General features: G+C 62.7%; 22 protein-coding genes and 2 pseudogenes. 14 read left to right on the top strand and 10 right to left on the bottom strand.

Translation table 11 applies throughout. The annotated features are described in order from the left end of the window. The coding region (locus tag QCD75_RS19790) for an MBL fold metallo-hydrolase (RefSeq protein ID WP_301231162.1) at positions 1-1,360 on the bottom strand (1,360 nt) is incomplete at its 3' end. Positions 1,361-1,553: 193 nt separating this feature from the next. Between QCD75_RS19790 and QCD75_RS19785 the strand changes: the two genes are divergently transcribed. The 6 genes from QCD75_RS19785 (at position 1,554) to QCD75_RS19765 (ending at position 4,166) form a co-directional block, all read left to right on the top strand. After that, a complete protein-coding gene (locus tag QCD75_RS19785) occupies positions 1,554-1,811 on the top strand; it encodes a metal-sensitive transcriptional regulator (protein WP_301231161.1) in 258 nt (85 codons plus the stop codon). Between the two features lie 83 nt (positions 1,812-1,894). Further along, positions 1,895-2,119 carry a YgaP family membrane protein gene (locus QCD75_RS19780; protein ID WP_301231160.1) on the top strand — a complete coding sequence of 75 codons (225 nt, stop codon included), beginning with the start codon at positions 1,895-1,897 and terminating at the stop codon, positions 2,117-2,119. Positions 2,120-2,283: 164 nt separating this feature from the next. Next, on the top strand, positions 2,284-2,427 hold the full coding sequence (locus tag QCD75_RS19775; RefSeq protein ID WP_301231158.1) for a hypothetical protein: 144 nt from the start codon (positions 2,284-2,286) through the stop codon (positions 2,425-2,427). A 393-nt stretch (positions 2,428-2,820) separates the two neighbouring features. Continuing rightward, positions 2,821-3,168, top strand: coding sequence for a zinc ribbon domain-containing protein (locus QCD75_RS22270; RefSeq protein ID WP_367400676.1), 348 nt, complete (start codon positions 2,821-2,823; stop codon positions 3,166-3,168). A 186-nt stretch (positions 3,169-3,354) separates the two neighbouring features. Then, positions 3,355-3,615, top strand: a complete 261-nt coding sequence (locus tag QCD75_RS19770; RefSeq protein WP_301231157.1) for an SHOCT domain-containing protein — start codon at positions 3,355-3,357, stop codon at positions 3,613-3,615. Next, complete coding sequence (locus tag QCD75_RS19765; protein ID WP_301231154.1) at positions 3,612-4,166, top strand: sulfocyanin-like copper-binding protein; 555 nt, start codon at positions 3,612-3,614, stop codon at positions 4,164-4,166. The genes QCD75_RS19770 and QCD75_RS19765 overlap by 4 nt, the downstream gene beginning before the upstream one ends. A 63-nt stretch (positions 4,167-4,229) precedes the next feature. On the opposite strand, the pseudogene QCD75_RS19760 reads toward QCD75_RS19765, so the two are convergent. Then, positions 4,230-4,760 (bottom strand): annotated as a pseudogene (locus QCD75_RS19760) (Y-family DNA polymerase); the annotation flags it as partial. Positions 4,761-5,206: 446 nt separating this feature from the next. Between QCD75_RS19760 and QCD75_RS19755 the strand changes: the two are divergent. Both QCD75_RS19755 and QCD75_RS19750 read left to right on the top strand, forming a co-directional pair. Further along, complete coding sequence (locus tag QCD75_RS19755) at positions 5,207-5,653, top strand: hypothetical protein (protein WP_301231152.1); 447 nt, start codon at positions 5,207-5,209, stop codon at positions 5,651-5,653. Next, on the top strand, positions 5,617-6,660 hold the full coding sequence (locus tag QCD75_RS19750; protein ID WP_301231151.1) for an IS3 family transposase: 1,044 nt from the start codon (positions 5,617-5,619) through the stop codon (positions 6,658-6,660). The genes QCD75_RS19755 and QCD75_RS19750 overlap by 37 nt, the downstream gene beginning before the upstream one ends. 616 nt (positions 6,661-7,276) lie before the next feature. On the opposite strand, the gene QCD75_RS19745 is transcribed toward QCD75_RS19750, so the two are convergent. Continuing rightward, positions 7,277-7,846 carry a pentapeptide repeat-containing protein gene (locus QCD75_RS19745; protein WP_301231150.1) on the bottom strand — a complete coding sequence of 190 codons (570 nt, stop codon included), beginning with the start codon at positions 7,844-7,846 and terminating at the stop codon, positions 7,277-7,279. Between the two features lie 1,141 nt (positions 7,847-8,987). On the opposite strand from QCD75_RS19745, the gene QCD75_RS19740 reads away from it, so the two are divergent. The 4 genes from QCD75_RS19740 (at position 8,988) to QCD75_RS19725 (ending at position 12,069) form a co-directional block, all read left to right on the top strand. After that, positions 8,988-9,173 carry a hypothetical protein gene (locus QCD75_RS19740; RefSeq protein WP_301231148.1) on the top strand — a complete coding sequence of 62 codons (186 nt, stop codon included), beginning with the start codon at positions 8,988-8,990 and terminating at the stop codon, positions 9,171-9,173. Positions 9,174-9,277: 104 nt separating this feature from the next. Further along, positions 9,278-9,805 carry a hypothetical protein gene (locus QCD75_RS19735; RefSeq protein ID WP_301231147.1) on the top strand — a complete coding sequence of 176 codons (528 nt, stop codon included), beginning with the start codon at positions 9,278-9,280 and terminating at the stop codon, positions 9,803-9,805. Between the two features lie 127 nt (positions 9,806-9,932). After that, positions 9,933-10,529 carry a matrixin family metalloprotease gene (locus QCD75_RS19730; protein WP_301231146.1) on the top strand — a complete coding sequence of 199 codons (597 nt, stop codon included), beginning with the start codon at positions 9,933-9,935 and terminating at the stop codon, positions 10,527-10,529. Between the two features lie 97 nt (positions 10,530-10,626). After that, positions 10,627-12,069, top strand: coding sequence for an aldehyde dehydrogenase family protein (locus tag QCD75_RS19725; protein WP_301231145.1), 1,443 nt, complete (start codon positions 10,627-10,629; stop codon positions 12,067-12,069). Positions 12,070-12,920: 851 nt separating this feature from the next. On the opposite strand, the gene QCD75_RS19720 is transcribed toward QCD75_RS19725, so the two are convergent. From QCD75_RS19720 to QCD75_RS19710, 3 genes are all read right to left on the bottom strand, one after another. Beyond that, positions 12,921-13,187, bottom strand: coding sequence for a hypothetical protein (locus QCD75_RS19720; RefSeq protein WP_301231144.1), 267 nt, complete (start codon positions 13,185-13,187; stop codon positions 12,921-12,923). A gap of 721 nt (positions 13,188-13,908) precedes the next feature. Continuing rightward, entirely contained in the window at positions 13,909-15,084 is a 1,176-nt protein-coding gene (locus tag QCD75_RS19715; protein WP_301231164.1) for a serine hydrolase domain-containing protein, read from the bottom strand. Positions 15,085-16,301: 1,217 nt separating this feature from the next. Continuing rightward, positions 16,302-16,589: a hypothetical protein gene (locus QCD75_RS19710; RefSeq protein ID WP_301231143.1), complete on the bottom strand. Its 288-nt coding sequence runs from the start codon at positions 16,587-16,589 to the stop codon at positions 16,302-16,304. Here QCD75_RS19710 and QCD75_RS19705 point away from each other — a divergent pair. Further along, a complete protein-coding gene (locus tag QCD75_RS19705; RefSeq protein WP_301231141.1) occupies positions 16,588-16,884 on the top strand; it encodes a hypothetical protein in 297 nt (98 codons plus the stop codon). The genes QCD75_RS19710 and QCD75_RS19705 overlap by 2 nt on opposite strands. Positions 16,885-17,054: 170 nt before the next feature. Here QCD75_RS19705 and QCD75_RS19700 read toward each other — a convergent pair whose 3' ends face one another. The 4 genes from QCD75_RS19700 to QCD75_RS19690 all read right to left on the bottom strand — a co-directional run bounded on the left by QCD75_RS19700 (position 17,055) and on the right by QCD75_RS19690 (position 22,949). After that, entirely contained in the window at positions 17,055-18,116 is a 1,062-nt protein-coding gene (locus tag QCD75_RS19700) for a hypothetical protein (protein WP_301231139.1), read from the bottom strand. Positions 18,117-19,036: 920 nt separating this feature from the next. Next, positions 19,037-20,746 carry an SIR2 family protein gene (locus tag QCD75_RS19695; protein ID WP_301231138.1) on the bottom strand — a complete coding sequence of 570 codons (1,710 nt, stop codon included), beginning with the start codon at positions 20,744-20,746 and terminating at the stop codon, positions 19,037-19,039. 642 nt (positions 20,747-21,388) lie between these two features. Beyond that, positions 21,389-21,868: an Lsr2 dimerization domain-containing protein gene (locus QCD75_RS22390; protein WP_441005522.1), complete on the bottom strand. Its 480-nt coding sequence runs from the start codon at positions 21,866-21,868 to the stop codon at positions 21,389-21,391. Positions 21,869-22,730: 862 nt separating this feature from the next. After that, on the bottom strand, positions 22,731-22,949 hold the full coding sequence (locus QCD75_RS19690; RefSeq protein ID WP_441005523.1) for a histone-like nucleoid-structuring protein Lsr2: 219 nt from the start codon (positions 22,947-22,949) through the stop codon (positions 22,731-22,733). 140 nt (positions 22,950-23,089) lie between these two features. Between QCD75_RS19690 and QCD75_RS19685 the strand changes: the two are divergent. Then, positions 23,090-23,858 (top strand): annotated as a pseudogene (locus tag QCD75_RS19685) (transposase); the annotation flags it as partial.

Genomic DNA, 23,858 nt, shown 5'->3' with positions numbered 1-23,858 from the left:
CGTAGCTGCCGTCGAGTTCGACGACGTCGTAGCCGGCGCGGCGCAGCGCGCTGGCTGCGACGGAGTTCCGCACACCGCTCTGGCAGTAGCTGACGATGGTGCCTTCGGCGGGGAGCTGGTCCAGGTTCCACATCACGCGTCCGCCGCTGAGCTGGTGGGAGCCGGGGATGTGTCCGGCGGCGTGCTCGGTGCGGTTGCGGACGTCCAGGACCATGGCGGCGTCGAAGCCGGCGAGCTCCTCGGGGGCGATGAGCTTCGGGGTGCTGACGGGCAGGCCCTGAAGGCCGGTGAGGTAGCCGGCGACGTTGTCGATGCCGACGCGGACCAGGTGGTCCCACATGTCCTGAGCGGCGGCCTGGTCCGGGGCCAGGAGTACCAGCGGGTTCTTGTCGGTTTCGGGGTTGACAACCCAGGCGCCGAAGCTGGCGACGGATTTGCCGGCCGGTACGTTCAGCGATCCGGTCACGGTGCCCTGGTGGACCTGGTCGTTGGTGCGGGTGTCGATGAACGTGACCTTGTCCGCGGCGAGGTCTTCCGCGACGGTGGCGGGGTCGAGTTCGGCCAGCGGGGCGCGTTCGCCCATCACGGCCGGGCCCTGCCGGTTTTCACGCTTCATCCGGCCAAAATATGCGTGGGCATCGGGCTGGCCGTCGAGGAGTTCGTCGACGAAGCCCTGCTCATCGTTGGCGGCCAGGTACGGGGCCCACCAGGCGTAGAGCCGCTCGTAGCCCACGGTGGAGGAAGGGATCGCGCCCAGGGCCTTGCCGCAGGCGCTGCCCGCGCCATGGCCGGGGTGGACCTGGACATGGTCCGGAAGAGTCAGGAACTTATCGCGCAGGCTGGCGAAGAGCTGCTTGGCACCGCCGAAGCGCGTGTCCACCCCGCCGGCAGCCTCATCCAGCAGGTCCGGCCGGCCCAGGTCTCCGGAGAAGACGAAGTCGCCGGAGAGCAGGTAGCCGGGGGCGTCGGCGAACGCGCCGTCGGTGATCAGGAAGGACAGGTGCTCCGGGGTGTGGCCGGGGGTGTGCAGGGCCTTGACCGTGATGTTGCCCAGGTTGATCACATCGTTGTCGTTGAGGCGCTCCGCCTCGAAGCGGTACTGCCAGTCCGCTCCACCCTCGCCGGAGACATAGGCGGTGGCGCCGGTCGCGGCGGCCAGTTCACGGGTTCCGGAGAGGAAGTCGGCGTGGATGTGGGTTTCGGTGACGGCCACGATCTTCATCCCGTTCGCTGCGGCGAGGTTGCGGTAGACGTCGATGTCGCGGCGGGGGTCAACGACGAGTGCTTCGCCCTTGGCCTGGCAGCCGATGAAATAGCTGGCCTGGGCGAGGTCTTCGTCGTAAATGCGCTCAATAAGCATGGGGCTCTCCTTTGTTGGGCGGTGGGGGAGTTTCCGTAAGGGATTCTCCGTTCCTCTAACTACAACGGTAATACCCCTGGGGGTATCTTGCAAATGGTCCGTGCGCGGCGGGATACCGGAGACCCGCTGCTAGCCGTTATACCCTCCGGGGTATAGAATTAGCAAAAAGTACACACCACCTCTGGAGTCCGCCATGGAACTTGATTCGACAGAACTCACCCCCGTCATTAACCGGCTCAAGCGTGCCCAGGGACAGCTCGCCGGCGTTACGCGCATGCTGGAGGAGGGCAGGGACTGCAAGGACATCGTCACCCAGCTCGCCGCTGTTTCGAAGGCTTTGGACCGGGCAGGTTTCGCGATCATCGCCAGCGGCCTCGAGCAGTGCCTCGTCCGCGGGGACTCGAGCATGGACACCAAGGACCTGGAAAAACTCTTTCTGTCCCTCGCCTGAGGCACACCGCCACCACCACGCATGTCTAGCTCACCCCGGCGGCGTCCAGCACAGTAGTTGTACCCGAGAAACGGAGAAGGATCATGGAATTTGTAGCCTTTATGCGCGGCACGTCCGGCAGGGCTTTGCGGATAGCAGCTGGTCTGGTGCTGGCCGCGGTAGGAATTTTCGCCGCCGGCGGCCTTTGGGGCATTCTGCTGGCTGTCCTTGGCGCAGTCATGATCGCGGCTGGAGTGTTCAACTTTTGTCTGCTGGCCCCGCTGTTCCATGCCGATCTGTGGGGCAGGCCGAAGCGCGCCAGCCAATGACGCCGCTGTAAGCAGGCGCCGGCGCACGAAGGAAGCGGACCCTTTTGCGCTCCCGGGAGAACGCGTCGAAGCCGGTAGTGACGACCTGCGGGGGCCACCTGGCCGGCAGGGCTCGCGACGTCCGATGTGGTGCCGGAAGCTGCGGGGGGTCGCCAAGATACCCCTTGGCTGAGTTCGACTACACCCTCCAGCCCGCCCCCAGCATCCCCTTCATCGACACCACCAAGGAACGCAGCGACATGTGGCTGCTCAAGCGCTACGGCCTGCCGTTTATGTACTGGAACCTGATCCTCAAGGGCCGCGCCTGAGACTCGTGAGGCCGGCCCTGAAGACAGCACTCGTGTGGCACGGGACAGTTCACCGTCCCGGGGCACGCGACTCGGTGCCGGGATCGAGGACACGCCGAGCCGTATGTACCGGCCGCGCTTGGATCCATACTCTGAGCCCAAACACCGAGCGATACCGGAAGGACCATGATCGGCCCCCAAAAGACCGTCCTGTCGTTCTTGGCTCAGGTATCGGCCGCGCCAGCTGGATCGCAGATAGTCATCTCAGCGGGTGACTTTGTTCCCTGTTGCGTGCCCGCATGAGGGGATTAACTGGCGCTGTGCCCCGGGTCTCGAGGCGGGGGAACCATCCGGGACGCTCCTGCTTTCACAGCACATCTCCGGGTCGTTACGAAATTCCACAGGAGGAAACGAATGAGTGAGCAATCAGCGCAAGGTGCGGGCCCAAACGAATCAGCGGCCCCCGGCGGGAGCGCCGAATGTCCCTACTGCAAGGAGACGATCAAAGCCGGGGCCATAATCTGCAAACACTGCGGCTCCTTTCTCGGCTCGGAGTCACCGGAACATCAGGGACTTTGCCCGTTCTGCAAAGAGAGCATTAAACCAGGAGCGACTGTCTGCAAGCACTGCAGATCGCGGCTGGACCCGGGGGCCATGATGGGTCGGGGATGGGGGCCCGGCGGTGGATACGCCGGATGGCGCGGCCGTGGGCCTGGCTGGATGGGAGGGCATCACCAATGTGAGCATCACCGGCATTGGTAAGCGCGCCGGCAGAGGTTACGTGGCCCAGGAGAAGGTTGCTGGGGTAGAAACCAAGCGTGTGGCTTGAATGGCGCCTCGGTGGCCGGCCGTCGAAGCGGCTGCAGGCTAAGAAAGTCCCTGCCCGTGGCCGGCGGCCACTACGGCCCCTTGGAGTATTGGACCCTGCAACACTGAGGAGATGCGCACATGATGTACGGATGGGACGGCAGTTGGGGGACCGGGGGATGGATCCTGATGGCGCTGGTGATGCTGCTCTTCTGGGGCGGTGTCGTCTCCGTGGTGATCCTGTTGCTACGCCGCGGTCAGGGTCCGGCAGTACCGGGCCCCTACGGACCTTACCCACCCCACGACGAGGCCGAACGGATCCTCAATGAAAGGTTCGCCCGAGGGGAAATCGACGAAAGTGAACTCACGGCGCGCCGGGCAGCACTCAGGCGGAAGCAATGAGCTCCCGTTCCCGGGTCGAGTTGCTGGTCGGAATCCTCGCCGTACTGGCCCTGACGGCGCTCTCTCTGGTCGCAGTCGCGTTTTTGGGACCGCAACGGGACGGCGCCCTGACTTACCGCGCGGGTTGCGCGGCACCGGCCCTGGCCGGAACGGTGGTCAATGTCGCTGCAACGGACATGGGAGGGCCCATGATGGGCGGCCCCGGACGCCAGGGAGCCATGCGTCTTACAGCCGATAAGGCCACCGTCCCGCACGGAACGGTGGGCTTTGTCCTCGCCAACGCAGGGCGCTACGCCCATGAGCTGGTGATCCTGCCGCTTCCCGGAAACCAGATCGCCGGAACCCGGCCCGTTGGGGGGGACGGAAAAATCGACGAGGCCGGCAGCCTGGGCGAGGCCTCGTCCACTTGCGCCGAAGGCGCCGGCCAGGGGATCCTGCCCCGGAGTACCGGCTGGGTCACTGTGGACCTTCGGCCGGGACGCTACGAATTGGTCTGCAACTTCCCCGGCCACTACGCCGCAGGCATGTACACACAGCTCACCGTCACCTAATACCCCCGGAAGATGACCGGAAGGCTCAGAAGTCGAGCACCTTGCCTTGGTTCCGACGCCCTATAGTTCCCTGGTGGGCCGGCTGCCCATGACGTCGAGCCAGTTCCCGGCCGTGAGACGGAAGACGCCGGCCGGCTTGCCGAACCCGGTGGCGACCTTGGCTCGGACCAGGGTGTCGCCGATGCCCACGCTGCAGTGCAGCTGCGTTCGTTCCAGGACAGCGGCCTGCAGTTTTCAGGCGTAGGCCTCCGGTCTCTCTGTCTCAATGCCGACAAAGGCTTCATCCCATCCCAGTACCTGCACGGTGGCGCCGGGCTGCGCGCGCAGGGTAGCCATCACCGTTTCAGACGCCGCGAGGTAAGCCTCATGATCCACGGGCAGGACCACGGCGTCGGGCACTTTCCGGGCCGCAATGCGTAAAGGCATTCCGGAACCCACACCGAACGCCCTGGCCTCGTAGGATGCGGTCGACACCACAGCCTGTTCTATGGGGCCGCCCCGGCCGCCGACAACGATCGGCTTGCCCGCAAGCGGAGGCGGCGAGAGGTGTCCGGCGACGGCGTCGCATTTGCTTGCGCTGAGCCGCCGCCCTATGTCGGTGCCGTCGCTATCGTTCCCTGATTGGAGCATGACTCCGTCGAGTGCGCGGAAACGGGGTTCTGAGAGGCGCCGCCGGTCACGCGGCTCTCGACGATTGCAGCCATGAAGGCGAGGAACGGAGGTGAAATGATTTTGAAAAGCCTGGCGACCGACAGCCCTGCGGGGTCTGCCCAAGCGCCCGCATTAAGCGAGGGCATGATCAGGTTGCTGCCGCTCGTGGAGTCCTATGGCTTGTCTAACTTTTCAAGACCGAGAAATGCCGCACCCTGTCCATCCGGGGTGCGGCAGTTTGGGGTGTGGACAGTGTCCGCACCCTGGGCTTCGGATCGGGTAGTACTGGTGCCGGACTGGGCCGGAGTCCCTGTGTGTCAGGCTCTTGTGTGACAGGTTTGCTGTTGCCCGTGCCCGTGGCCGGTGCTCAGAGCGGGGAAAGGTCCATCATGGATTTTGTTATGCCTGTCCGTGCTTCGAACCGGAAGCACTTCACTACCGACCAGAAGCACGCGATTCTGGATGAGTACGAGAAATGCCTTGAGTGGGGTTCGAAAGCCGCATTCATCAGGGCGGTGGGCATCACCGAGGGCACCATGAACCATTGGTGCCGCCAGCGGGAGTCCGGGGAGCTGAAGTCCAGATCGGACGCATTAAGGGAGGACCAGCGATTGAACGCAGGCGATAAGCAGTTGCTCAAACGGGTCTTGAAGGAAAACGAAATCCTCAAGGCCAAGCTGGAGAGGTCAGAGGCTGCGGTGGACATTCTGGGAAAAGCTTCCGCGCTCTTGGACGCGATGGCCAAGAGCGCGGCGGCGACGGATCCAAAACTGGAAGAACAGGAGCCGCAGCGGCCGGAGTGGCTGACGCCAAAGCCTGGAAAGAAATCGCCCTGACCTTTGCCGGAAAACTGATCACAGCCGGCTGGTCCGCGGTGAAGGCCTGCGCCCTGGTGGGCGTTCACCGCACGGCCTGGTACCGGCATTTGAGCCCGTCTACGCCGCCGGGGATCCTGGTGCCCCATTCGGACCGGGCCTATCCGAACCGCATCACCGACGCCGAAGGTGGGGCGTTCATGGAGCTGCTGAACTCCAGGGAATACGCCAATCTCTCCGTCACCCAGGCCTACTACCGGATGCTCGACGCCGGGCACTGCTTCTTCTCCATCGCCGCCGCCCACCGCATCGTGGCCCGGAACGGACAGAACGGCGACCGCCGCGAACAGCGCACGGGAACCGGCCCCAAACGAGTCAAACCCATCGTGCACGCGACCGCCCCGAACCAGCTCTGGAGCTGGGACATCACGATGCTCCACGGCCCGGGGAAACACACCTACCGGCTCTACGCGATGATGGATATGTTCTCCCGCAAGGTCGTCGGGCACCGGGTCGAATACACCGAAACGGCCGCCCTGGCCGCCGCTCTCATCACGGACGCGGTGGCCGGAAACCAGCAGCGTCCCGCCGTCCTGCATGCCGACAACGGGGCCCCGATGAGGGCCGGCACCACCCTGGATTTGGCCCGGTCCCTGGGCATCGAGCTCTCCTACTCCCGCCCGCGGGTATCGGATGACAATCCGTACTCGGAATCCCTGTTCAAGACCGTGAAATACGATCTGGAGTTCCCCCGGAGGTTCCAGGACCTGGACCATGCCCGGGACCACATGGCGGCGTTCTTCGCGGACTACAACACCAACCACCGCCACAGCGGACTGAGCTACTACACCCCGGATACCGTCCACCACGGACTCGTCGAGCAAGTATGCCAGCGGCGGCAGGCAACCCTCGACGCCTGCCACGCACGCAACCCCCACCGCTACCGCCGCAGACCCACCGCACCCGGCGCCCCCAGCCACGCCGGCATCAACTACAAAGAAACCAACCAGCCGTCACCAACAGCTTGATATATACCGAAGTGCGGAGGTTTTCGGGGGAGTGGCGGAAATTCAGGGTCTGGAACCCGGTTCGAGTCCCACCTCGGGCACAGTGTTTCCGCAGGTCAGAGGCTTTTTAGGTATTTTTTCGTGTGGACAGTGTCCACACTCTTGCCTATGATCTGATGTTCCGGGTGTGCGGGGTCCCGGATAGACCTATTCGGTTGTGCGGGGGGCGGCTCTCTACGACGGACCGGGTACCTCCCCGTGGGGCCTCTTCTGGGGAATCATCCTCGTTCGTCCTTTCCGTTGGGTTTTCGCGTTCACCCCTTCATGGTGGCTAGGGCCGCTTACAACATGATTTGCTGCTTGTTCTTTGGATTGACCCAAGGGTTGCCGCCGTTCGGGAATTTCCGCTCTGATACCTGTTCATGAAGGAACACGAGGGGAACGGCATGACATGGCCACTGATCCGGAGCAGAGCATTTGGTCGCTGAGCCTGGCCAGATGGTGGCCGGGGGCAGGCCGCCAACGTCGTTGCCCCGCCGGTCGCAGCGGCATTGCTGGCCTAGGTTGCTGTCTAAACAGGTGAGGCAGGCAGCAGAGGGCCAGACCGCTGAGTAGCTAGGGAAGCGCAGCCCTCTGGTCAGAAACCCTGCGGGAGGCAGTTCTCGAACTGCTTGGGAGGAACGTGAAAGCCATCTGGCCAACGCGTCGCGCCATTGCAGGTGTTCTTCAGGTTGGCCTTGTCCAGGTTGCGGGCGCCTGAGAGATTGGCGCCACCCAGGTCGGAGTTTGAGAAGTTTGTCCCGTCGAGATCGGCGTCTGTAAAGTCTGCCCAGGACAAGTCCATAAGAGACATGTCTGCGTTCTTGAGGTTGGCGCCGGAGAAATCGGCAAAGTCGAAACACCTTTCCACGATTTGCCCGTCCTTGCAGCCGAATCTCAAGCCCTTCAAGCTCATGCCTTCAAGGTCAACCCCGTGAAAAGGCCTCGCGGTGGCACCCTGGATGTAGACGTCTCTGACGAACCGAAGATCATCAGCCCGTTGTTGTCGAGTCGCTATGTTGCTGTCATACGAGAGCGCCACGGCCGAAAGGACGGCGCCGCTCAGGAGCCCGCCGATAACCCCGGCAACGACATCGCGGAGCAGAGTGTCTACCTCGAGCCTTTTTCGAAAGCGCTGCAGTAACGAAAGGCGGGCAGGCTCATTCATGGCTCACCCAAGCTACGCTGGACCACAACTGGGAAGCCAAGCTGTATTAGGCCATCCATGATGTGATCGGTCATTGAACGCTCTCTCACCTTGTAGCCAACGAGATGGTTCATGCTCCCACCAACGGTGGAATGAGGTCGAGATTCGCAGCCTCCGCAATCAGGAAAAACTTGGCCAAGGGAGAATATCAACCTCTTTAGGTTGTCATAATCTCCACTATCAGTTGCCTGCCGCCAGCCAATTCAGCACGTCTTCGCCGGGGAGAAGGCGGTCGTTGCGGTCGGGTCCTCTGTGCTGTTGGATGTGCTCGCTTCGTAGCGGTCCAGCCGGGCCGTCGGTTGGTCATACCGGTTGCTGTTCGTTGCTCCATGAACTCTGGAAGGAGGAACGCGCCGCCATGATGTTCGTCGATTTCCAGCACAAGGGCCGCCCCGTAGCGCGGTGCGTGACCGAGGCCGGTCCGGTTCCGGAGGCCGACTCTCCATGGCAGGGCGAAACCGCGCGCAGGACGCAACTGCCCCTCCTGGCCTGTCGTTCGGCCCGCTTGGTTGAGGCACTGGAGTGGGCAGAAAAGGGGGTGTGCACATTGTGCACACCTTGGGCTCCGGATCGGGTCGTACTGGTACCGGACTGGCCCGGATTCCGTATGTTTGCGCGGGAATCCAGTGTTTGCGAGGGCTGGAACCCGGTTCGAGTCCCACCTCGGGCACGTGTTTTCCCTGTTCAGGGGCTTTTTCTTGTTTTTTCGTGTGCACATTGTGCACACTCGCGCCTCTGAACTGATGTTCCGGGTGTGTGGGGTCCCGGATAGATCTATTCGGTTGTGGGGGAGTGGCTGACTACGGCGGACCGCGTACCGCCCTGTGGGGTCTCTTCTGGGTGTTCATCCTCGTTCGTCCTTTCGTTGGGTTTTGGCGTTCACCAGTTCATGGTGGCCGGGGCCGCGTACAACATGACCTGCTGATTATTTTTTAGGTTGACCGAGGGTTGCCTCCGGTCCTGAATTTCCGCTCTGATACCTGTTCATATAGGAATGCGGGGGGAACGGCATGACACGGCAACTGATCCGGAGTCGATCATGAGCGCGCTGAGCCTGGCCGGGTGGTAGCCGGAGTTCCCCTACGCAGAGAACTATCTGGAAATGCCCATCCGGGATCCATCCGATGGGCGCGTCGACCTGCTGAGGTTCTCCGGGTCCAGGGCCCAGACGCCGGCTGAGCGGCGGCTGGAAGCCGAGCGCGAGCTCACCGACGCGCGCGGGGCCATCCACCGTGAATACGGTGCCGCCACGTGGGCCGTCGCAGCCAGCCGCCCCCAGCGACCTTGACGGCAGCTACGATGCAGGGCTGAAGGCCGCCCTCGATGTCGTCCGGAGCCTCGGGTTCCCTTACGCTGACAGCGGTTCGGACGATGGTGAGGGTATGAGCACGCATGAGTGAGCCGGAGCCGGACCTGTTCGCACGACCCGCGGAACCGAAGCGGATCCCGTTGTGGAAGCTCGAAGAAATGGTCGGGGGAGCGGCCGGGACCGAGGGCTGGCGCGGCAACGCGTCCCCGCTGCTTCCCGGCTGGGAGACCGGCCCGATCCACACCTCCTCCGCGATCAGGGATGTCCAGCCTCGCCGTGCACCTTGGCCGCTGCGCATTCTCCGAGCGATCGGGCGGATGCTGGCACTGCTGTTGAAGACGGCCGGGGTGCTGGCCGGCGTCGCCTACCTGGCCGGTGTCGGGATGTACTTGCACGGGGACCTGAAACCGTCGACGTTCCTGGGCTGCCCCGCGGTCAACCCGGCCCCGCCCTTCACCATCCCGAATCCCGTGCTGCCCCCGGGACGTGCCTCGCCGGCGGGTCCACACCCCATGCCGTCACCGACTTTCCCTCCCCGGGCCGCGAAGAGCAGCCGTTCCCGCTCGGCCGGCCCGCTCAGGCGCCTATGCCTTCCTGCGCGCCGGCGATGACGGGAAGCCGGTCACCTATGACCCGTGCCGGCCCATCCACTACGTCACCCGCGCGGCCAACTCACCGGCCGCCGGACCGGAACTCATCCAGGCCGCCGTCGCCGCGGTGTCCCGGGCGACAGGGCTGGTGTTCATCAACGACGGGGCCACCACGGAGGCGCTGTCCGCGCAGCACCAGTCCTACCAGCCGGCCCGGTACGGGGACCGGTGGGCGCCGGCGCTCATCGCGTGGGAAACCTCCGCCGAGGAGCCCCGCTTCACCAACAAACCGGTCGGCAGCAACATCATGGGCCTGGGCGGCAGCGAAGCGGTCAGCATCGACAACTCCGGATACACCTACGTCAGCGGCCAGTTGGAACTGAACGGCCCCGCCCTGCAGGCCATGATCGGCCGGAACGGACCGGCGCAGGCCCAAGGAGTCATCGAGCACGAACTCGGCCACGTCGTCGGGCTGGACCACGTCCAGGACCCGACCCAGCTGATGAACCCCTCCAACACCGCCGGCGTGACCACCTACCAAGCCGGGGATCTCAACGGCCTGGCCATCCTCGGCCAGGGGGCGTGCCGGCACGGGGATCTGACGGGGGAGCGGGGGCACCCCTGCCGCAAACATGCCACGGGTCCATATCCCTCATGCGTGGGCAGGACGCGGAAAGCTTCCCGGAAGTCTGGTGGCTACGTCGGCGTAGCAGTAGCATCGGTGCCTGGCCACCCACATTTGTGAGTCCTCGTGGCTTCACCAACGGGTGTCCCGATTGCACGGGCCCTCCGTCGTCGGCGGCTCTCGACGTGCAGATGGGCGACACCGTGAGGAGACGAGCATGACCAGGGTGCATGGGGCAGAAGCGGGAAACTTCGTCGACGGCGAACTCATCGTCGACTCCCAGGGAAGCGAGTCGCGGTCGCCGGCTGACGACTCACTTCTGGGAACCTACACAGAAGCCGATGCGTCGCAGGTGCAGGCCGCCCTTTCCGGCGCACGCAGGGCGTTTGAAGAGACTGACTGGGCATCCGACAGGCAGCTCCGGCACAAGGTGCTCAATCAGCTCGCCGACCGTATTGAGGGCCGCAGCCCAGAGCTAACAAAGCTGCTTTCGCGGGAGAACGGAAAGCTGGTCAGTGAGGCCCAAGGTGAGGTGGGAGGTGCCCCCGCCATGCTCCGCTACTGCGCCGCGCTGGCGCTGACATCGACAGGGCGCGCGGCAGAGGTCCGGGCGGGCGTGCACGTGACCTCGGTGCCTGAACCGATCGGCGTTGCAGGGATCATCGTGCCGTGGAATTCCCCGGTCATCCTCTCGGTCCGTTCAGTGGCCCCGGCGCTCTCCGCCGGCTGCACCGCAGTGGTGAAGATGCCCTTCCAGACAGGGCTCGTGAACGGCATCCTCCACGAGATTTATGCTGACGTGCCCGGTCTCCCCGCCGGTGTCCTCAGCTCGCTCACCGAGTCCGGAGACCTGCTAGCACGCGAGCTTGGCGCGTCGCCGCTCGTCGGCGCCCTCTCGTATACCGGAAGCACCCGCGTGGGTCGCGAGATCATGGCGGGCGCTGCGCCCACGCTCAAGCGGGTCTTGCTCGAGCTCGGCGGAAAGACACCCATGATCGTATTTGACGATGCTGATCTCGACGCGGCCGTGCCCGTACTGACGAAGGGCGTGACGGTCTTTGCCGGGCAGTTCTGCATGACAGGGAGCCGGGTCCTCGCGCAGCACGGCGTCAGCGGCAAGCTTCGGGAACGGCTCGCCGCGGCCCTCGAGGCCGTAGTGGTGGGCCCCGGCGACGACCCAGCCAGCGACATGGGTCCTATGATCGACGCGGCCAGCGCCCGCCGTGTCGACGGGTTCGTGCGCAGGGCCATCGACGCGGGAGCGAAGCCGCTGGTCCGTGGCGGCCTTGTCGCCGACGGCAGCGCCTACTACCGCCCGAGTCTCCTCCAAGTCGACAGCGTGGAGTTTGAACTCGTCCAGGAGGAGGTCTTTGGCCCTGTTGCGACCTTTGAGGTCTTCGACGACGAGGACGAGGCCGTCGCGTTGGCCAATGGCACGCGCTACGGGCTCTCCGCGGCGATCTGGAGCCGGGACATCGACCGGCCCCTCAGAGTGGCGCGACGGATCATGGCCGGAACCGTGTGGACCAACTCCTGGGTTGTCATGGCCGACCAGTTCGAGGAGGGCGGGTTCAAGCAAAGCGGCCTGGGCCGTCTCAGGGGACCGCGCGCCATCGAGGAGTTCCAGGAGTACAAGACGTATGTTCACTCCGTCGGTTAGGGCGGGGCAGTCCCAATCCTGCGATCCGACAAGCTGCTCATGGATCGTTTCCGTGTTGATCGGGACAGCTACTTTGGTGGGCGTCAAAAACCTAGTCGACGTGACTGTAGTCGCCCCCACTAACTGGAGCTGAGGCTCCGGAACTACGGTGCCGGGACAGGTACTACTGATTCCGGGTGTCTTGTGAGTTGACATCGAGTCTCTCAGGAAATTCCGGCCGAGACCGAATCGGTGAGACAAGCATGGGATGGCGGATGCCGCCGCAGCTAGCGCCCATACCCAAAGAACGGGAGCGACGCCGGTTGCCAGTGCAGGTGGCGCTACTTCTCCTACGCCTTTCGCTAGGGTGTCGAATATGGGCCGGCAGCCGTGCAAAATGTGGTGACAGTGGCGTTGCTTCTCTTGGACCGGGTTGTTTTCACTGGTGCCCTGTTGGGCGCGTGGGTCGGGGTGGCTCCCGAGCTGATGCTGCTCGTCGCCGTTCACCCCTGGGACATCCACGGTGCAGCGCAAGCCGGAATGGGCACGGCGTGGGTCAACCGGACCGGGGCAAAGCTACCCTGGCTATTTCACGGCCCCCGACTACGCCGTTACTTCCCCGGAAAAACCTCCCGGGAACTCTCCGGGGCGCCGGGAGCCTGAGCACCCCTGCCCGGCCGGTTGGAGGTTCGTCAGGTCAGCGCCTCCTCCGCCCCAAACCGGCCGAGCGCTGAGTCATCCCGAGCCATGAAATGCACCTGAACACGTCGCGGCGCCAGACCGCCCGCCGCATACTCAGGTAATGCCCGATATCGGAGGCACGCCCGAGGTTTCAGCGCTGCGTGGAACCTAGGGCAGGCCCGGTGCCGGCTTCAGGAGCCTTCCCCGGGCTGAATTGCGTCAAAGAACCGCAGTTCCGGCAGGGCCGGGGGTCCTTTCGCCCCGGCGTGGAGGAAGTCGAGGTCTTCCGAGGAGAGCGTTGCCTGGCCGTGCTGGTCACAGTCAGCGCGGGTGCCTGACTCCTGGCATATCGTTTCGGCCATCGTGCGGGGCAGAATTTGGCAGCCGGGGTTGTCGCTGAGCCACTGCTGTGTCGCGGGACTGAGCCGGTCCCAGTGGTCCCTGATATTCATCTCCATTGACGATGCCTTCCTGAGCTGGCCCGGAGAAATGGGGCAAATTCCGGGCAGATACGGTGTGCGAGTGTGCTCACGGTACGCCATCTGGCAGGTGAAGGACAGAGACCGGTTTGGCGGGGTCCGCGCTCCTGACCTGCACGTTCGTGGCCCTGCCGGCCATGCACGATCTTCGGACCGGCATGGTGGTCACGGGCATCGTGGTGTGCTCCATTAGGGCGGCCGTGCGGTTAGCTGGTGGTGGCGGGGTCTCGTACGGCTAGCTGCCTGTCGGCCTAGAGTTTCATCCCGGCGGTGACAGGGTTGCGGCGACGTGGTGGTGCCGCTTAGTTGTAACTGGCCGGGGTGAAGTGTTTGATGACCCTGACGAGAAGCGGATCCGTTGTTTGTTTCCAGGGGCAGGGCTTAAAATTTCATTGGCTGGGTAGGGTACGCGGTTTGCATGGATCGCGCCTCAGATCGGAGAGCATCATGCTCAGGACCCTGTTGTGCAAGTTGAACATGCGCCACGATTGACACCTGGAAATCACCGAGGACGGCAGCCGCTACAAGCGCTGCAGGCGTTGCGGCAAGGACGATGACCGTGGCGGTGGAGGGACCGGCGGGAGTAACACCTGGGCTGGCATTGCCGGGCTGGGATAGGCCCGCGTGCCAATCGGTCCCTGGCCAGGGTTGCCGCGTTCACAACCAGGGAGTTCCAACCAGGCCCGGCTCTGCAATCTGTTCAGTGGCAGAGGTTGTCGAGGGTTTCCTGGGCAGCCGATTCCATCTGCGTACCGAGCAGGTCGATGCGGCGTGCTGGGTCCTGCCAAGGCATCGGCCGAACTGCCATGGCCATCGTGACCTGGCTGCCGCCGTCGGCGCTCGTGACGGAAATGCTCATGTAACCGAATATCGCCCCGTGATGGCCGTAGCGGAATTCGCCGGAACATGCGTCAGGAAACCGGCTTAGACCGAGCCCGTATTCCGCGAAGCCGGCCTTCTTCTTCATTTCCTCCAGCATGGCGGGGGAAAGCAACTGGCCCTGGAGGAGGGCCCGGTAGAAGGTGTTGATGTCCTGCGTGGTGGAGATGACGCCGCCTGCGGGGGAGCCGACCCAAACCTCGGCCTGGGTGACATCGACCCGTTCGCTACCATCCATGCTGTAGGCGTGGATGTTGTCCGGAGCCCCGCGGTCTGGTTCGGCCAGCGACGTGTGCTGAAGCCCCAGAGGTGCAAAGATGTCTTGATTGAGCACGTCGCCGACGGGACGTCCGCGGAGCTTTTCGATCAGCTGACCAAGAGCCAGGTAATTGGAGTTCGAGTAAGCAAAGCGGTCCACATTCTTGGACTCCCAGGGGAGCGTGGCAGCCAGTTCGAGTCCCCGCTGCAGGCTGAGCCGCGTGTTCACAACCTGCTGCAGTGGTTCCGCCTCGTGTTCTGCGTCGCCGTAGTCGGGCAGGCCGGAGTTGTGGTTCAGCAGCTGGCGGACGGTGATCGGTCCGGGCGGCCGCAGCGTGGTCCGGAAGCTCTCAAGAACACCGTTCACCGGGTCATCAAGCCCAATGAGTCCCTGGTCGACGAGTTTCAGGACGGAGACGGCGACCATCGACTTCGTAATACTGGCTACCGATACCCGGTCCTGGGGCCGGGCCGGGTCCTTGGTATCGAGGTTTCGCACCCCGTAAGCCTTGGACCATTCCCCGCCAGGCCATCGCACCTGCACAACGAAGGCCGTCGCACCCCCATCCATGAAGTGCTGGACCCTTCCCTCCAGAGAATCCGTCGCTGCCTGGATCGCGGCGGCGCTCGGCGGCGCCGGCCGGGGAGGGGCCGGATCCGGAGGGGCTCCCACGCAACCGCTCACACCGACAATCAAAACCGCGGAGAAAGCTGCCGCACCGAGCAGACGGAAACGCATCCGCCACCAAGCAGCCAAGGCACCCATGCCATCGTTTTACGCCCAAACTCGTCCAGTGGATAGGTCGGGCTCGCAAAGTCCCCCGCAGAAAGCCCGCTGAGTCATCCAATCCCGGGCTGGGACCGCTTCCCGGTCAGGGGCTGCTGAGTACCATGGCGATCAGCGTTCTTCGCTCTTCTTGGAGAGAAGAAAGGCTGCGCGGGAGGCAGCCGCGATACGCGAACTGGCCAAATACTGTTCCGTCCCCACACCGGAACCAGTGGTTCGGAAGTCCTGGCAGCACTCGTTGCAAGAGTGTCTCGACCTCCGAGTCGATCTTGGCCTTCTGTTCCTGCAGGGTCAAGACTTGCCTTGCCAGCCTGCCAGTTTCGCGGCGGCAAGTTTGAGTTCCGAATTCTTAGCGGTCAGCCCAGGAACCCGCAATGATCGAGGGCATGACCAGGTTGCGGTCACGAGTGGAGTCCAACGGCTTGTTCAACTTTGTCGAGACAGAGAAATGCCGCACCCTTTCGAGGCGGGTGCGGCTGTTTGAGGGTCTTTGGTGGAGAGAAATGAGGTGTGGACAGTGTCCACACCCTGCGCTTTGGATTGGCTCGTAGTGCTGCCGAACTGGGCCGGATTCCGCATGTTTGGGCGGGAGCCCAGTGTTTGCAGGGGCTGGAGTCCGGTTCGAGTCCCACCTCGGGCACAGCATTCCCCCTCGTCAGAGGGGGTTTTTGCTTTAACGTGTGTACATTGACCCTGCTCGGGTCCCTCTGACGCTGTTCTGCGGCTGTTGCCTAGCCGCCGCGGTGGCCTATTCGGTTGTGTGAGTGGCGGGTTCAGGGCCCTGGCTGGTGGGCCCTCCGCCTGCTGGGATGTGGGGTCATTCGGGTCTCCTTTCAGGTTGGTTGTGCTGGGCGTGGATGGTCTTGTACCTATTCATGCGCTGGGGCTGTGGTGTCGACATGACCTGCGGGGATTGTTTGAAGATTTTGCGTCCCGGTTCGCTGCTTCTTGGGTCTGGGGGAGCACCTGGTGGCTGCTTGTCCGGCCAAAGGGGGTGTGTACAGTGTGCGCACCCTTGTCCGGTCATGCCGTTGCTCATCGGCGACGCGCCCTTTGCCTGTTTCTGCTGACACGAGTTCATGCAGCCACGAGGTCTGGATGACATGACTTTCCGGCTGGTTCTTACGTCCTTTTTCTTGCGCGTCTGGCCGGGCTGGCGGTCCGTGCGGTTACGGCGTGGCCCTGAACGCGTAGTTGGACGCGTACCGCACCACCTGGTTGCTATCACCGCTGTCCAGCACCTTGGACCCCGAGGTTGATGCATCCAGGACAACGGTATGCACCGTGATGGCTGACGCGGTGTTGTTGGTGGCGATGTAGTTGTTGTTTCCGGAAGCCACCAGGATGATGGTGGGCGTCTGCCCCGACGGCCTGACGGACCCGGAGGCAACGTCGTAGCTGAAGTGGTTTCCTGCGACGGTGTTGGAACGCGACTGGACCAACAATGACAACGTCATGGACGGCGGTAACCCTGAGGCCGTGGCCTCCATGTACCAGGCGCGCTGGATCGGTGACGACACAGCGTACGAGCGCATCGAGCTCCAGCTGGCCAGCGTGCCCACGTTGACTCGGGCCAAGATCATCGCCGCCGACAGCGCCGAGTTCTCCGGCCGTGTGCAGGACCTGCCGGATCTCCTGGAGCTACTGCGATTCCAAGGCATTACCACAGCGGCCCGGTTCGATGCCGCCTACCCGGACCCTTACGAGGAGTACCCGCAGCCCGCGAGGCCGTGCGCGAGCACTTCGCTATGAACCGGGCGGCAGCCTGAGACCCACCCAGAGCCCTGACGGAGATGTGCGGTCGCGCTCTTCGTCGGGGCTCTCTTTTCCCTCCTGCATTACTTCAGGCAGGCACCATCGGAGGGTGAAGGCATCAGCGCTGATCACCCGGACGCCAAAGGGCTCCGTCTTCGCCTCATCAACTAAAGGGCGCGTCGAGCGTCAATGAGGTTCCTCGCCTGGGCCACGTGAGACAGGGCCTGCTCAATCCGCTCTGCCGTAGGCGTACCCTTCCGACGGTCGCCGTCCACCAAGACCGTTTCGGCAAAGGGAAATGGAGCGTCTTCGCGAACCCGTTCCAAGACTTCGACGAAGCGCCTGTCTGCGGTCAGGAACAGGTCGCAGTCGACCAAGTAGGACGCGTGCTGAGCGTCCGCGGGGTTCCCCGAGCCGACCTTGACTGTCAGCTGCACGAAATCGACTGCCCAGTTCAGCCAATTTCGAGGGACCTCGGCAATGTGGACCTCATCCAGCCACATGTGTACAAAGCTCTCCGGGCTGGACCGCAGCTGCCCGAGGTCCACCCAAGGCTCGATCCAATCGGTCATGGTGCGGTCCTCGCCCGTGATGCGAGCTCGAGGGCCGACGACTCCCAGCTGGTGCCAAGTCAAGTGCGCGAGATTGAGTCGCCACAGGGCCCTGGGCGAGCCGTCCCATCCAGGCAGCTTCCCGAGAAGGGAGGGCCTGTCAGACTCCGGATCGTCCTTTCCGTGAAGCTCTGTGAGGTCGCCGAGCTTGAACTTCTCTTCCGACATCCCTTTGCGGTTCTGCTTCTGTCCGTCGACGATGTGATCTCTCATCGGGGACTGGCCCTGTTGATGCTCATGCAGGGCCGTCGAGTCCTCCAGAGCCTGCCTCCAGATCTTCTTCAACCAGAAGGTACGGAGACGTTCCACCTCGGCACGGTCAGGAATCCGGCGAAGCCACTCAGGACGAGTACGTCTGATGAGTTCTACGACTTCCTCAGCGAACAGATCCGCCTCGGTACGAACGCGCGTTCTCCTGGAACCCCTGGCAAGGCCGGCCACCAGTTTCCTGCGGACCTCCTCGAGCGGGATATCGACGATCTCCAGCAGTGTGCTGGGCAATACCTGCACCTGCAGGTCCTGTTCTTCGAGGAGGGTCTCCAACCGGGGAAGTGACCCATCATCCAGCGTGGACCACAAGTTCGTATCGAGGATGATCCGCGTGCTTTGAGTCGGCATGCTTCGACCATAGTGCCGCCAGTACAAGGCATGAAATCCTCCCATGCGGTGGAGATCCGAGTCGCGGGCCGGTCGTCGCGCAAGTGGTGTCCATGGTCGTCTGTCCGGTGCGGCCGGGGGAGGTGACAGCGGAGCCGTCACGGAGGAGTCATCGACGAAGGGCGGGCTGCAGCACAGGGCCGCGCACCCACCGGATTCCGAGGAGAACCGCCATGAGCATCATCGCCGCACCCGTGCAGGGCGCTGCCGTTCGACTGAGAGTGAGCGACTACATTACAGTCCGAGGCTGCGTGGGCCTCGGAGATCAGTAGCGTGACCACGCCAAGTGGCGTGGCAGCGGGCGTCCTTCGGCTCGGGGCCACCGACCGCCGCTACGACCGCGGATCCAGCACCTAGGTGGTGGCACCGACTGGCAAGTACTCCGGATAGTGCTTTCGGGTGGGCAGCCAATACTCTGAACTAACCACTTGTTGCGCCACACTGCTCCCATCCCGAGTTACGAGAACCTACGTGCCAGACTTTGTCAGAACAGCAGGATTGACAAGGAGTGACGCGATGCCGGTAGCCAGAGCCTCCATGTGGGACTACTGTCGTCGCTATGAGACTTCCGTCAGTTTTGGGGTCGTTATGCACCCAGGCGTATCAAGATCTACTGTTCCCGCAGGGTAGCCCGAGAAGCCAAAAGCGATTGGCTAACTACACGTTTCAAACAGGCCGGGCTGCCGCCGGTCACGTCGCAACCCAGACTGAGACAGAGGATGTGGACCATGAACATTATTAGCCGAGAAGACTTCATCAAGGCCCGGGTCACGGAGGCAGCTGCGCGTGCTGCAGCCATTGCTCCAAATGAAGACGCAGCGGCTCTCGCCAAGATAGCGGCCGAGCGCGCGGCAAGGCGTGAAGCTCTGGGTACTCTGAGACTATATGGGCGGGCCAGGCAGGTCCGTGGGGTTGTCCAGAAACAGCGTGCCTAAGTCTCGAAACATGTCGACGATCTGCTCCATGCGCTGAGAGATGCCAGAAGGCAAACCGGATGAATCGCGAGTGCGCGTACTTGCGAGAGTTACAACTCCAACAGGCACGACGTCGTCGTTTTTGATTGGGACTGAAAGATATGATTTCCACCGGCTTGTGACATCTGCTTTTCCTGATCGCAGGATGTCGGTGGCATCGACATGCAGTGGCCGGCCCTCCTGGAACGCCCGCACGGAAGCATTTGTCGACGTCACGCTAAGAGGCTCGCATCTTCGAACTGTTTTGTCGGTCAGGACCCCTAGGGAGCTTGCTATCAGGGATAGTTGGCGAGTGCCTCGACCCGTCCGAGCCCAAATTTCTAGCCTAAGTGACTCATCCTCGCCGTTGTCGTCCGTGTCGTAGTCGAAGTAAGAGGAACGCAATAGGGCGAGGCGCTTCTGGCTGTAGGCGAAAAACTTGGCCGAGAACTCCTCATGTTTTTCATTAGTCTTCTCCCAATCAGTAAACCATCGGCTGAGTCTCATTCCATAGCGCTCGTCGGACGTTGAATATGGTCGCTCAGCCGCAGCTAACGAGAGCTCATAGCCGAACTGCGCCACCTGAAAATGAAAGTCCGGAATGAGGATGTCCACCCCAAGGAGCCGGCCGCGTTTTGTGATGTGCCGCTTCATCTGACTCATCGCTTGGGGAGAGAGGCCGTGCCGAACGTAACCGGTAGAAGAAATTGGCAGGACGCAAACTCGAGAAATTTTATTACCAGGATCCTCAGCGTTTTTCCTCGTGACAGCCAAGGCCTCGATGAGTGGGGGATCCGTGAGGCTCGCACCTAGAATCACAACCGCTGATTGTTGGCGGCTGAACAGAAGACTTAGCAATTCCACGGAATACTGGCGGGTTCTCTGATAGTCCGCCTCGCTAAGTACTAGCGTGCCCCGATGCGTACCTGCTGCGTCGACCGACCCGTGCAAATATACGAACTGAACTCCGTCGGCAGAGTGATTCACCTCAAGAGGCTGCTCAAGCTGGTCGTTGCTTATGGCATTCACCGACACGGTGCGTTGGTTCGTTTGGACTATTTCATCGGCGCCGTCTGCTAAGACATCTTCTGGTTGTACGCTACTGAAGCCGGTGCACAGCTCCCTTATGCGCGTCTCTATGAAAGTGTCGTAGTTGGTCGTAACAATGGTCACGCTGCCGCCCGAACCCGCACTGACTTCGAAGGCTAACTGTGCGATAAACTCGCTTGTTAGCCCTCCGGCCCATGACGCGTTCTGGTAGAGAAGCGATGCCAGGCGGGCACCCAGATTCTCTTGCATCTTGACGTCCGTGGAAAAGTTCTCCAACGAGTACTGGGTCAGTATCGAAGCCAGTTGGAGAGGGCTCGCTTCAGTTTTCGCCATCAACTTGATTTCTTCGTCTGTGGGATATCCTTTAGACGTGCCGCCTGTGAAAATGCTCGTGATGAGGGCAGCCCATCCCAGGCCAGTCCTGTCGATGGTCGTTCCAGCGCCACAGTAGATGACAAGGTTTTTCTTCGACGCGAGCTTTTCGATGGCCGTTTTTGTTACGGTCGAATGAAAAAATTCGACGCTGCTGCAAGAGTACGTAGCTTCCGCCATCCCGGTCCCACTTCGTAGATCCACTTTCTCGGCCAAGTGAGAGCCTATATTGGACGATGCGCTGCATCTAGTAGCCGAGCTTAAATAGAGCTCCCTGCGTGTGCCGATCATGGTGGCACCCGGTTCAAACTCAGACAAGCTGTACTGCCGCCTGCCGGCCGTAGGGGTAGCTTTCTGCATATGGAAGTTCACGATATAAAAAGGTCAAGCCCTGCCATCCGCGGCTCTTGCTTGGTTTCGATGGTGTGGGCAAGGGGGAGGAGGCGTTGACAGTGTCAACGCCTCCTCCTTTGGTCCGGGTCGTATATCGGTTGGACTGGCTCGAATTCCGGAAGTCCTCCTGGGTTGCCAGTGTTTGCAGGTGCTGGAATGCAGTTCGAGTCCAACCTCGGGCACAGTGTTATCGCAGGTCAGAGGCCTTTTTGTCTTTTTAGTGTTGACAAGGCTTGACAAGCTGTAAATATCAGGGGCGGGACCCTGCGACTGACGAATCGCCGGAGCGGCTGGTTGGGGATCTGTCCAAAGTGATCCAAGCCGTCACGGCAGACAACTGGGGCTGGGAACAAAATGGGCAAGAAAGGAGGGTGTGCACAATGTGCACACCCTGGGCTTCGGATCGGGTCGTACTGGTGCCGGACCGGGCCGGATTGCGGAGGTTTGCGGGGGAGCAGCGGAAATTCAAGGGCTGGAACCCGGTTCGAGTCCCACCTCGGGCACGTGTTCTCCCTGTTCAGGGGCTTGTGGGCCTCCGAGCGTGCACAAACTGTTCACTGATGGGCCCCCGCGGGGGCCCATTTTTGTTCGTGGCGGGTGCTGTGGCTGGCTGCCTCCTTCCCTGTGTGGTCGACGGTTCGGGCAGTTGTTACGTCTCCATGGGTGCCTGCGGCGTCTACTGCATGACGCCGGATTTGGGGGCGGTGGGCCGAAGGGGGTTGCCTGCTGCGTGGCTGGTACTTCACATCCGTTCATTGCCTGCGTGGTCGAGGACGACATGGCGGAACGGCGGTCCGCCGCGGTTCTTATGGAGCGTCCGGTGTCAGGTCCGGGTAAATACTTCATGCCGTTCGCGTCATGAGCGTCGTTGAGATCTATTGCATATTCGACGCCGTCAAGGGCAAACAAAATTCTCTCCGTTGCCTTTGAGCCGTCGAAGTCCAACAAGGGTTACTACTCTTGGTGCCATGAGAGAAGCGTGGGCGTCTGCGCCCGTCTCGGATGGGGTTCCGGCCCGTGCTATCTCCTCCGCATTTCGGGTGCGTGGCTCCCTCTGGCGCGTTGGGGAACGTGGGGGAACAGTTCCGCGTGCGTTCCATGTTGGATGTCACGTTCTGAATGGGCTTCCCGCATCCCTTCGAAGAACCGTTGGGCTTCTGTTTTCAGGCTCTGGGGTCAATGCCCGGGGTCAGGCTGTCCGCATGACAAGGCGCCCTGCGACGACGCAATGAGTGGCCTGTCGTGCTGTTCCATTGCCGGCTGCCCGGAAGGCTGCGATCGAGCCAAGGGCCATGCCCTATCTGTATGGGATTTGGAGCGGCGGGCCTAAGATGTCGCGCTGGGGGACCAGCTTACGTGCAGGCGGTTAAGTCCGTGATTCCAACAAACCGCCTTCAGGTGGTTGGCTCCATCATCAGCGCCGGCGGGCGCTGAGACGCTCGAAGAGCCGGCGATTGAATTTGCGAGCGAGATACGCGCGATTACGAGCACCCCGGACTTTTTGACGGACATGCTTTTCCCCCAATAGGAACCAGTGTCCTGGAAGTCTGGCCGGTGCAAATCAATTCAGCGCCGAACGGGTAATAACCAAGCTCCAATTATCCCGACCACCAGCACCGCCGACACCGCCGACAGCGTAAAGGCATACGGCGTAGCGGTCGTAACCACCGCTGCCAGCGGAGGCCGACGACCAGGCCGCGCTGGGAAACTTCCATACTCAGAGCGTGAGGCATAGGGGAGTGGCAGGGCAATTAAACGAATCAGGGCCAGAACCTAAATGAGTTCCGGCCCTGATTTCGTTTTGGTTCTAGTGTGCGGCGTTGTACTTCTCCATGATGTCAGCCTGGATGCGGCCGCGAGTATTGACCTGCATACCCTGGTCCTGAGCCCACTGCCGAACTTCTTTGGCGTTGGAGGAACTCGACCGAACTGCCGTCCGGGCTCGCCCGCCTGTCTTGCGAGCGGCCTTGGTGAAGCGGGCGAATGCTTCACGCAGCTCGGCCGCGTGAGCTTCGTTGAGATCGATCGCGTATTCAACGCCATCTAGCCCCAGGTTTTCATGGCGGGGCCGGCGGGATGGCGTGTTAATCAGGGAAAGGGTGCTCTGAACTGGGAAAATAGTGGTTGTCGAGACCGTTACTTGCCGAGCGAGGGAGCACCCTTTCGATGCAAAAGTCTACCCGTGTTTTTCCGTCCGTTCCGGTCACTTTCACCGGCCAGTCGCTGATCTCCCACGCCGGGGTCACGGTCCTCACGAGCTTCATGGATGCCCTGGGTTTCGGCAGTCTGTGCGAGGACAGGCTGGGACAGTTTGTTCCCTCCGGCGCGCGGCATCGTTCGGGCAGACTCCTCGGTTCCCTGGCAGCGATACTCGCCGCCGGAGGCGAACACGCCTCGGATCTGGACATCCTGCGTTCCTCACCCGGGGGTCTTCGGTCAGCTGCCCTCGAACGCGACCGTCTCCCGGTTCTTCGAACGCACCGTGGCCAACCCGGAGCTGTTCAGCTACGGATTCGAGACCCTCACCCGGGCCCTGCGCACCCGGGCCTGGGACGCCGCCGGGGACCGGAACCCGGCACTGGCCGCGACAGCCGCGGACCCGCTTGTCATCGACCTCGACGCGACCCTGGTGACCTCGCACTCGGATAAGGAGAACGTGTCCGGAACCTACAAGGGTGGCTACGGGTTCGCCCCCTTCATCGCCAGCGTCGATTACGGCGGCGGCAACGGTTCCGGGGAGATCCTCGCCGCCGTGCTGAGGCCGGGCAACGCGGGAGCGAACAGCGCTGAGGACCACATCCGGGTCTTCCACACGGCCGCAGCCCAGCTGCCCGAGAGCTTCTTTGACGAGGCCGGGGGCCCTGGCCGGGGAGAAGGTTCTGGTCCGCACCGACAGTGCCGGGGCCTCACGGAAGTTCCTCTGGCACCTGCACAG

The sequence above is a fragment of the Arthrobacter sp. PsM3 genome (assembly GCF_030433895.1).
Lineage (GTDB): Bacteria > Actinomycetota > Actinomycetes > Actinomycetales > Micrococcaceae > Arthrobacter.
Note: the sequence above shows the minus strand (reverse complement) of the source record. Positions and strands in the feature narration are given on the sequence as shown.

What these genes read in the sequence shown, in the direction of transcription:
- QCD75_RS19785 (WP_301231161.1), top strand. Translation starts at nt 1,554, where the DNA reads ATGGAACTTGATTCGACAGAACTCACCCCCGTCATTAACCGGCTCAAG.
- QCD75_RS19780 (WP_301231160.1), top strand. Translation starts at nt 1,895, where the DNA reads ATGGAATTTGTAGCCTTTATGCGCGGCACGTCCGGCAGGGCTTTGCGG.
- QCD75_RS22270 (WP_367400676.1), top strand. Translation starts at nt 2,821, where the DNA reads ATGAGTGAGCAATCAGCGCAAGGTGCGGGCCCAAACGAATCAGCGGCC.
- QCD75_RS19770 (WP_301231157.1), top strand. Translation starts at nt 3,355, where the DNA reads ATGATGTACGGATGGGACGGCAGTTGGGGGACCGGGGGATGGATCCTG.
- QCD75_RS19765 (WP_301231154.1), top strand. Translation starts at nt 3,612, where the DNA reads ATGAGCTCCCGTTCCCGGGTCGAGTTGCTGGTCGGAATCCTCGCCGTA.
- QCD75_RS19755 (WP_301231152.1), top strand. Translation starts at nt 5,207, where the DNA reads ATGGATTTTGTTATGCCTGTCCGTGCTTCGAACCGGAAGCACTTCACT.
- QCD75_RS19745 (WP_301231150.1), bottom strand. Translation starts at nt 7,846, where the DNA reads ATGAATGAGCCTGCCCGCCTTTCGTTACTGCAGCGCTTTCGAAAAAGG.
- QCD75_RS19740 (WP_301231148.1), top strand. Translation starts at nt 8,988, where the DNA reads ATGCCCATCCGGGATCCATCCGATGGGCGCGTCGACCTGCTGAGGTTC.
- QCD75_RS19735 (WP_301231147.1), top strand. Translation starts at nt 9,278, where the DNA reads ATGAGTGAGCCGGAGCCGGACCTGTTCGCACGACCCGCGGAACCGAAG.
- QCD75_RS19725 (WP_301231145.1), top strand. Translation starts at nt 10,627, where the DNA reads ATGACCAGGGTGCATGGGGCAGAAGCGGGAAACTTCGTCGACGGCGAA.
- QCD75_RS19720 (WP_301231144.1), bottom strand. Translation starts at nt 13,187, where the DNA reads ATGGAGATGAATATCAGGGACCACTGGGACCGGCTCAGTCCCGCGACA.
- QCD75_RS19715 (WP_301231164.1), bottom strand. Translation starts at nt 15,084, where the DNA reads ATGCGTTTCCGTCTGCTCGGTGCGGCAGCTTTCTCCGCGGTTTTGATT.
- QCD75_RS19705 (WP_301231141.1), top strand. Translation starts at nt 16,588, where the DNA reads ATGGACGGCGGTAACCCTGAGGCCGTGGCCTCCATGTACCAGGCGCGC.
- QCD75_RS19710 (WP_301231143.1), bottom strand. Translation starts at nt 16,589, where the DNA reads ATGACGTTGTCATTGTTGGTCCAGTCGCGTTCCAACACCGTCGCAGGA.
- QCD75_RS19700 (WP_301231139.1), bottom strand. Translation starts at nt 18,116, where the DNA reads ATGCCGACTCAAAGCACGCGGATCATCCTCGATACGAACTTGTGGTCC.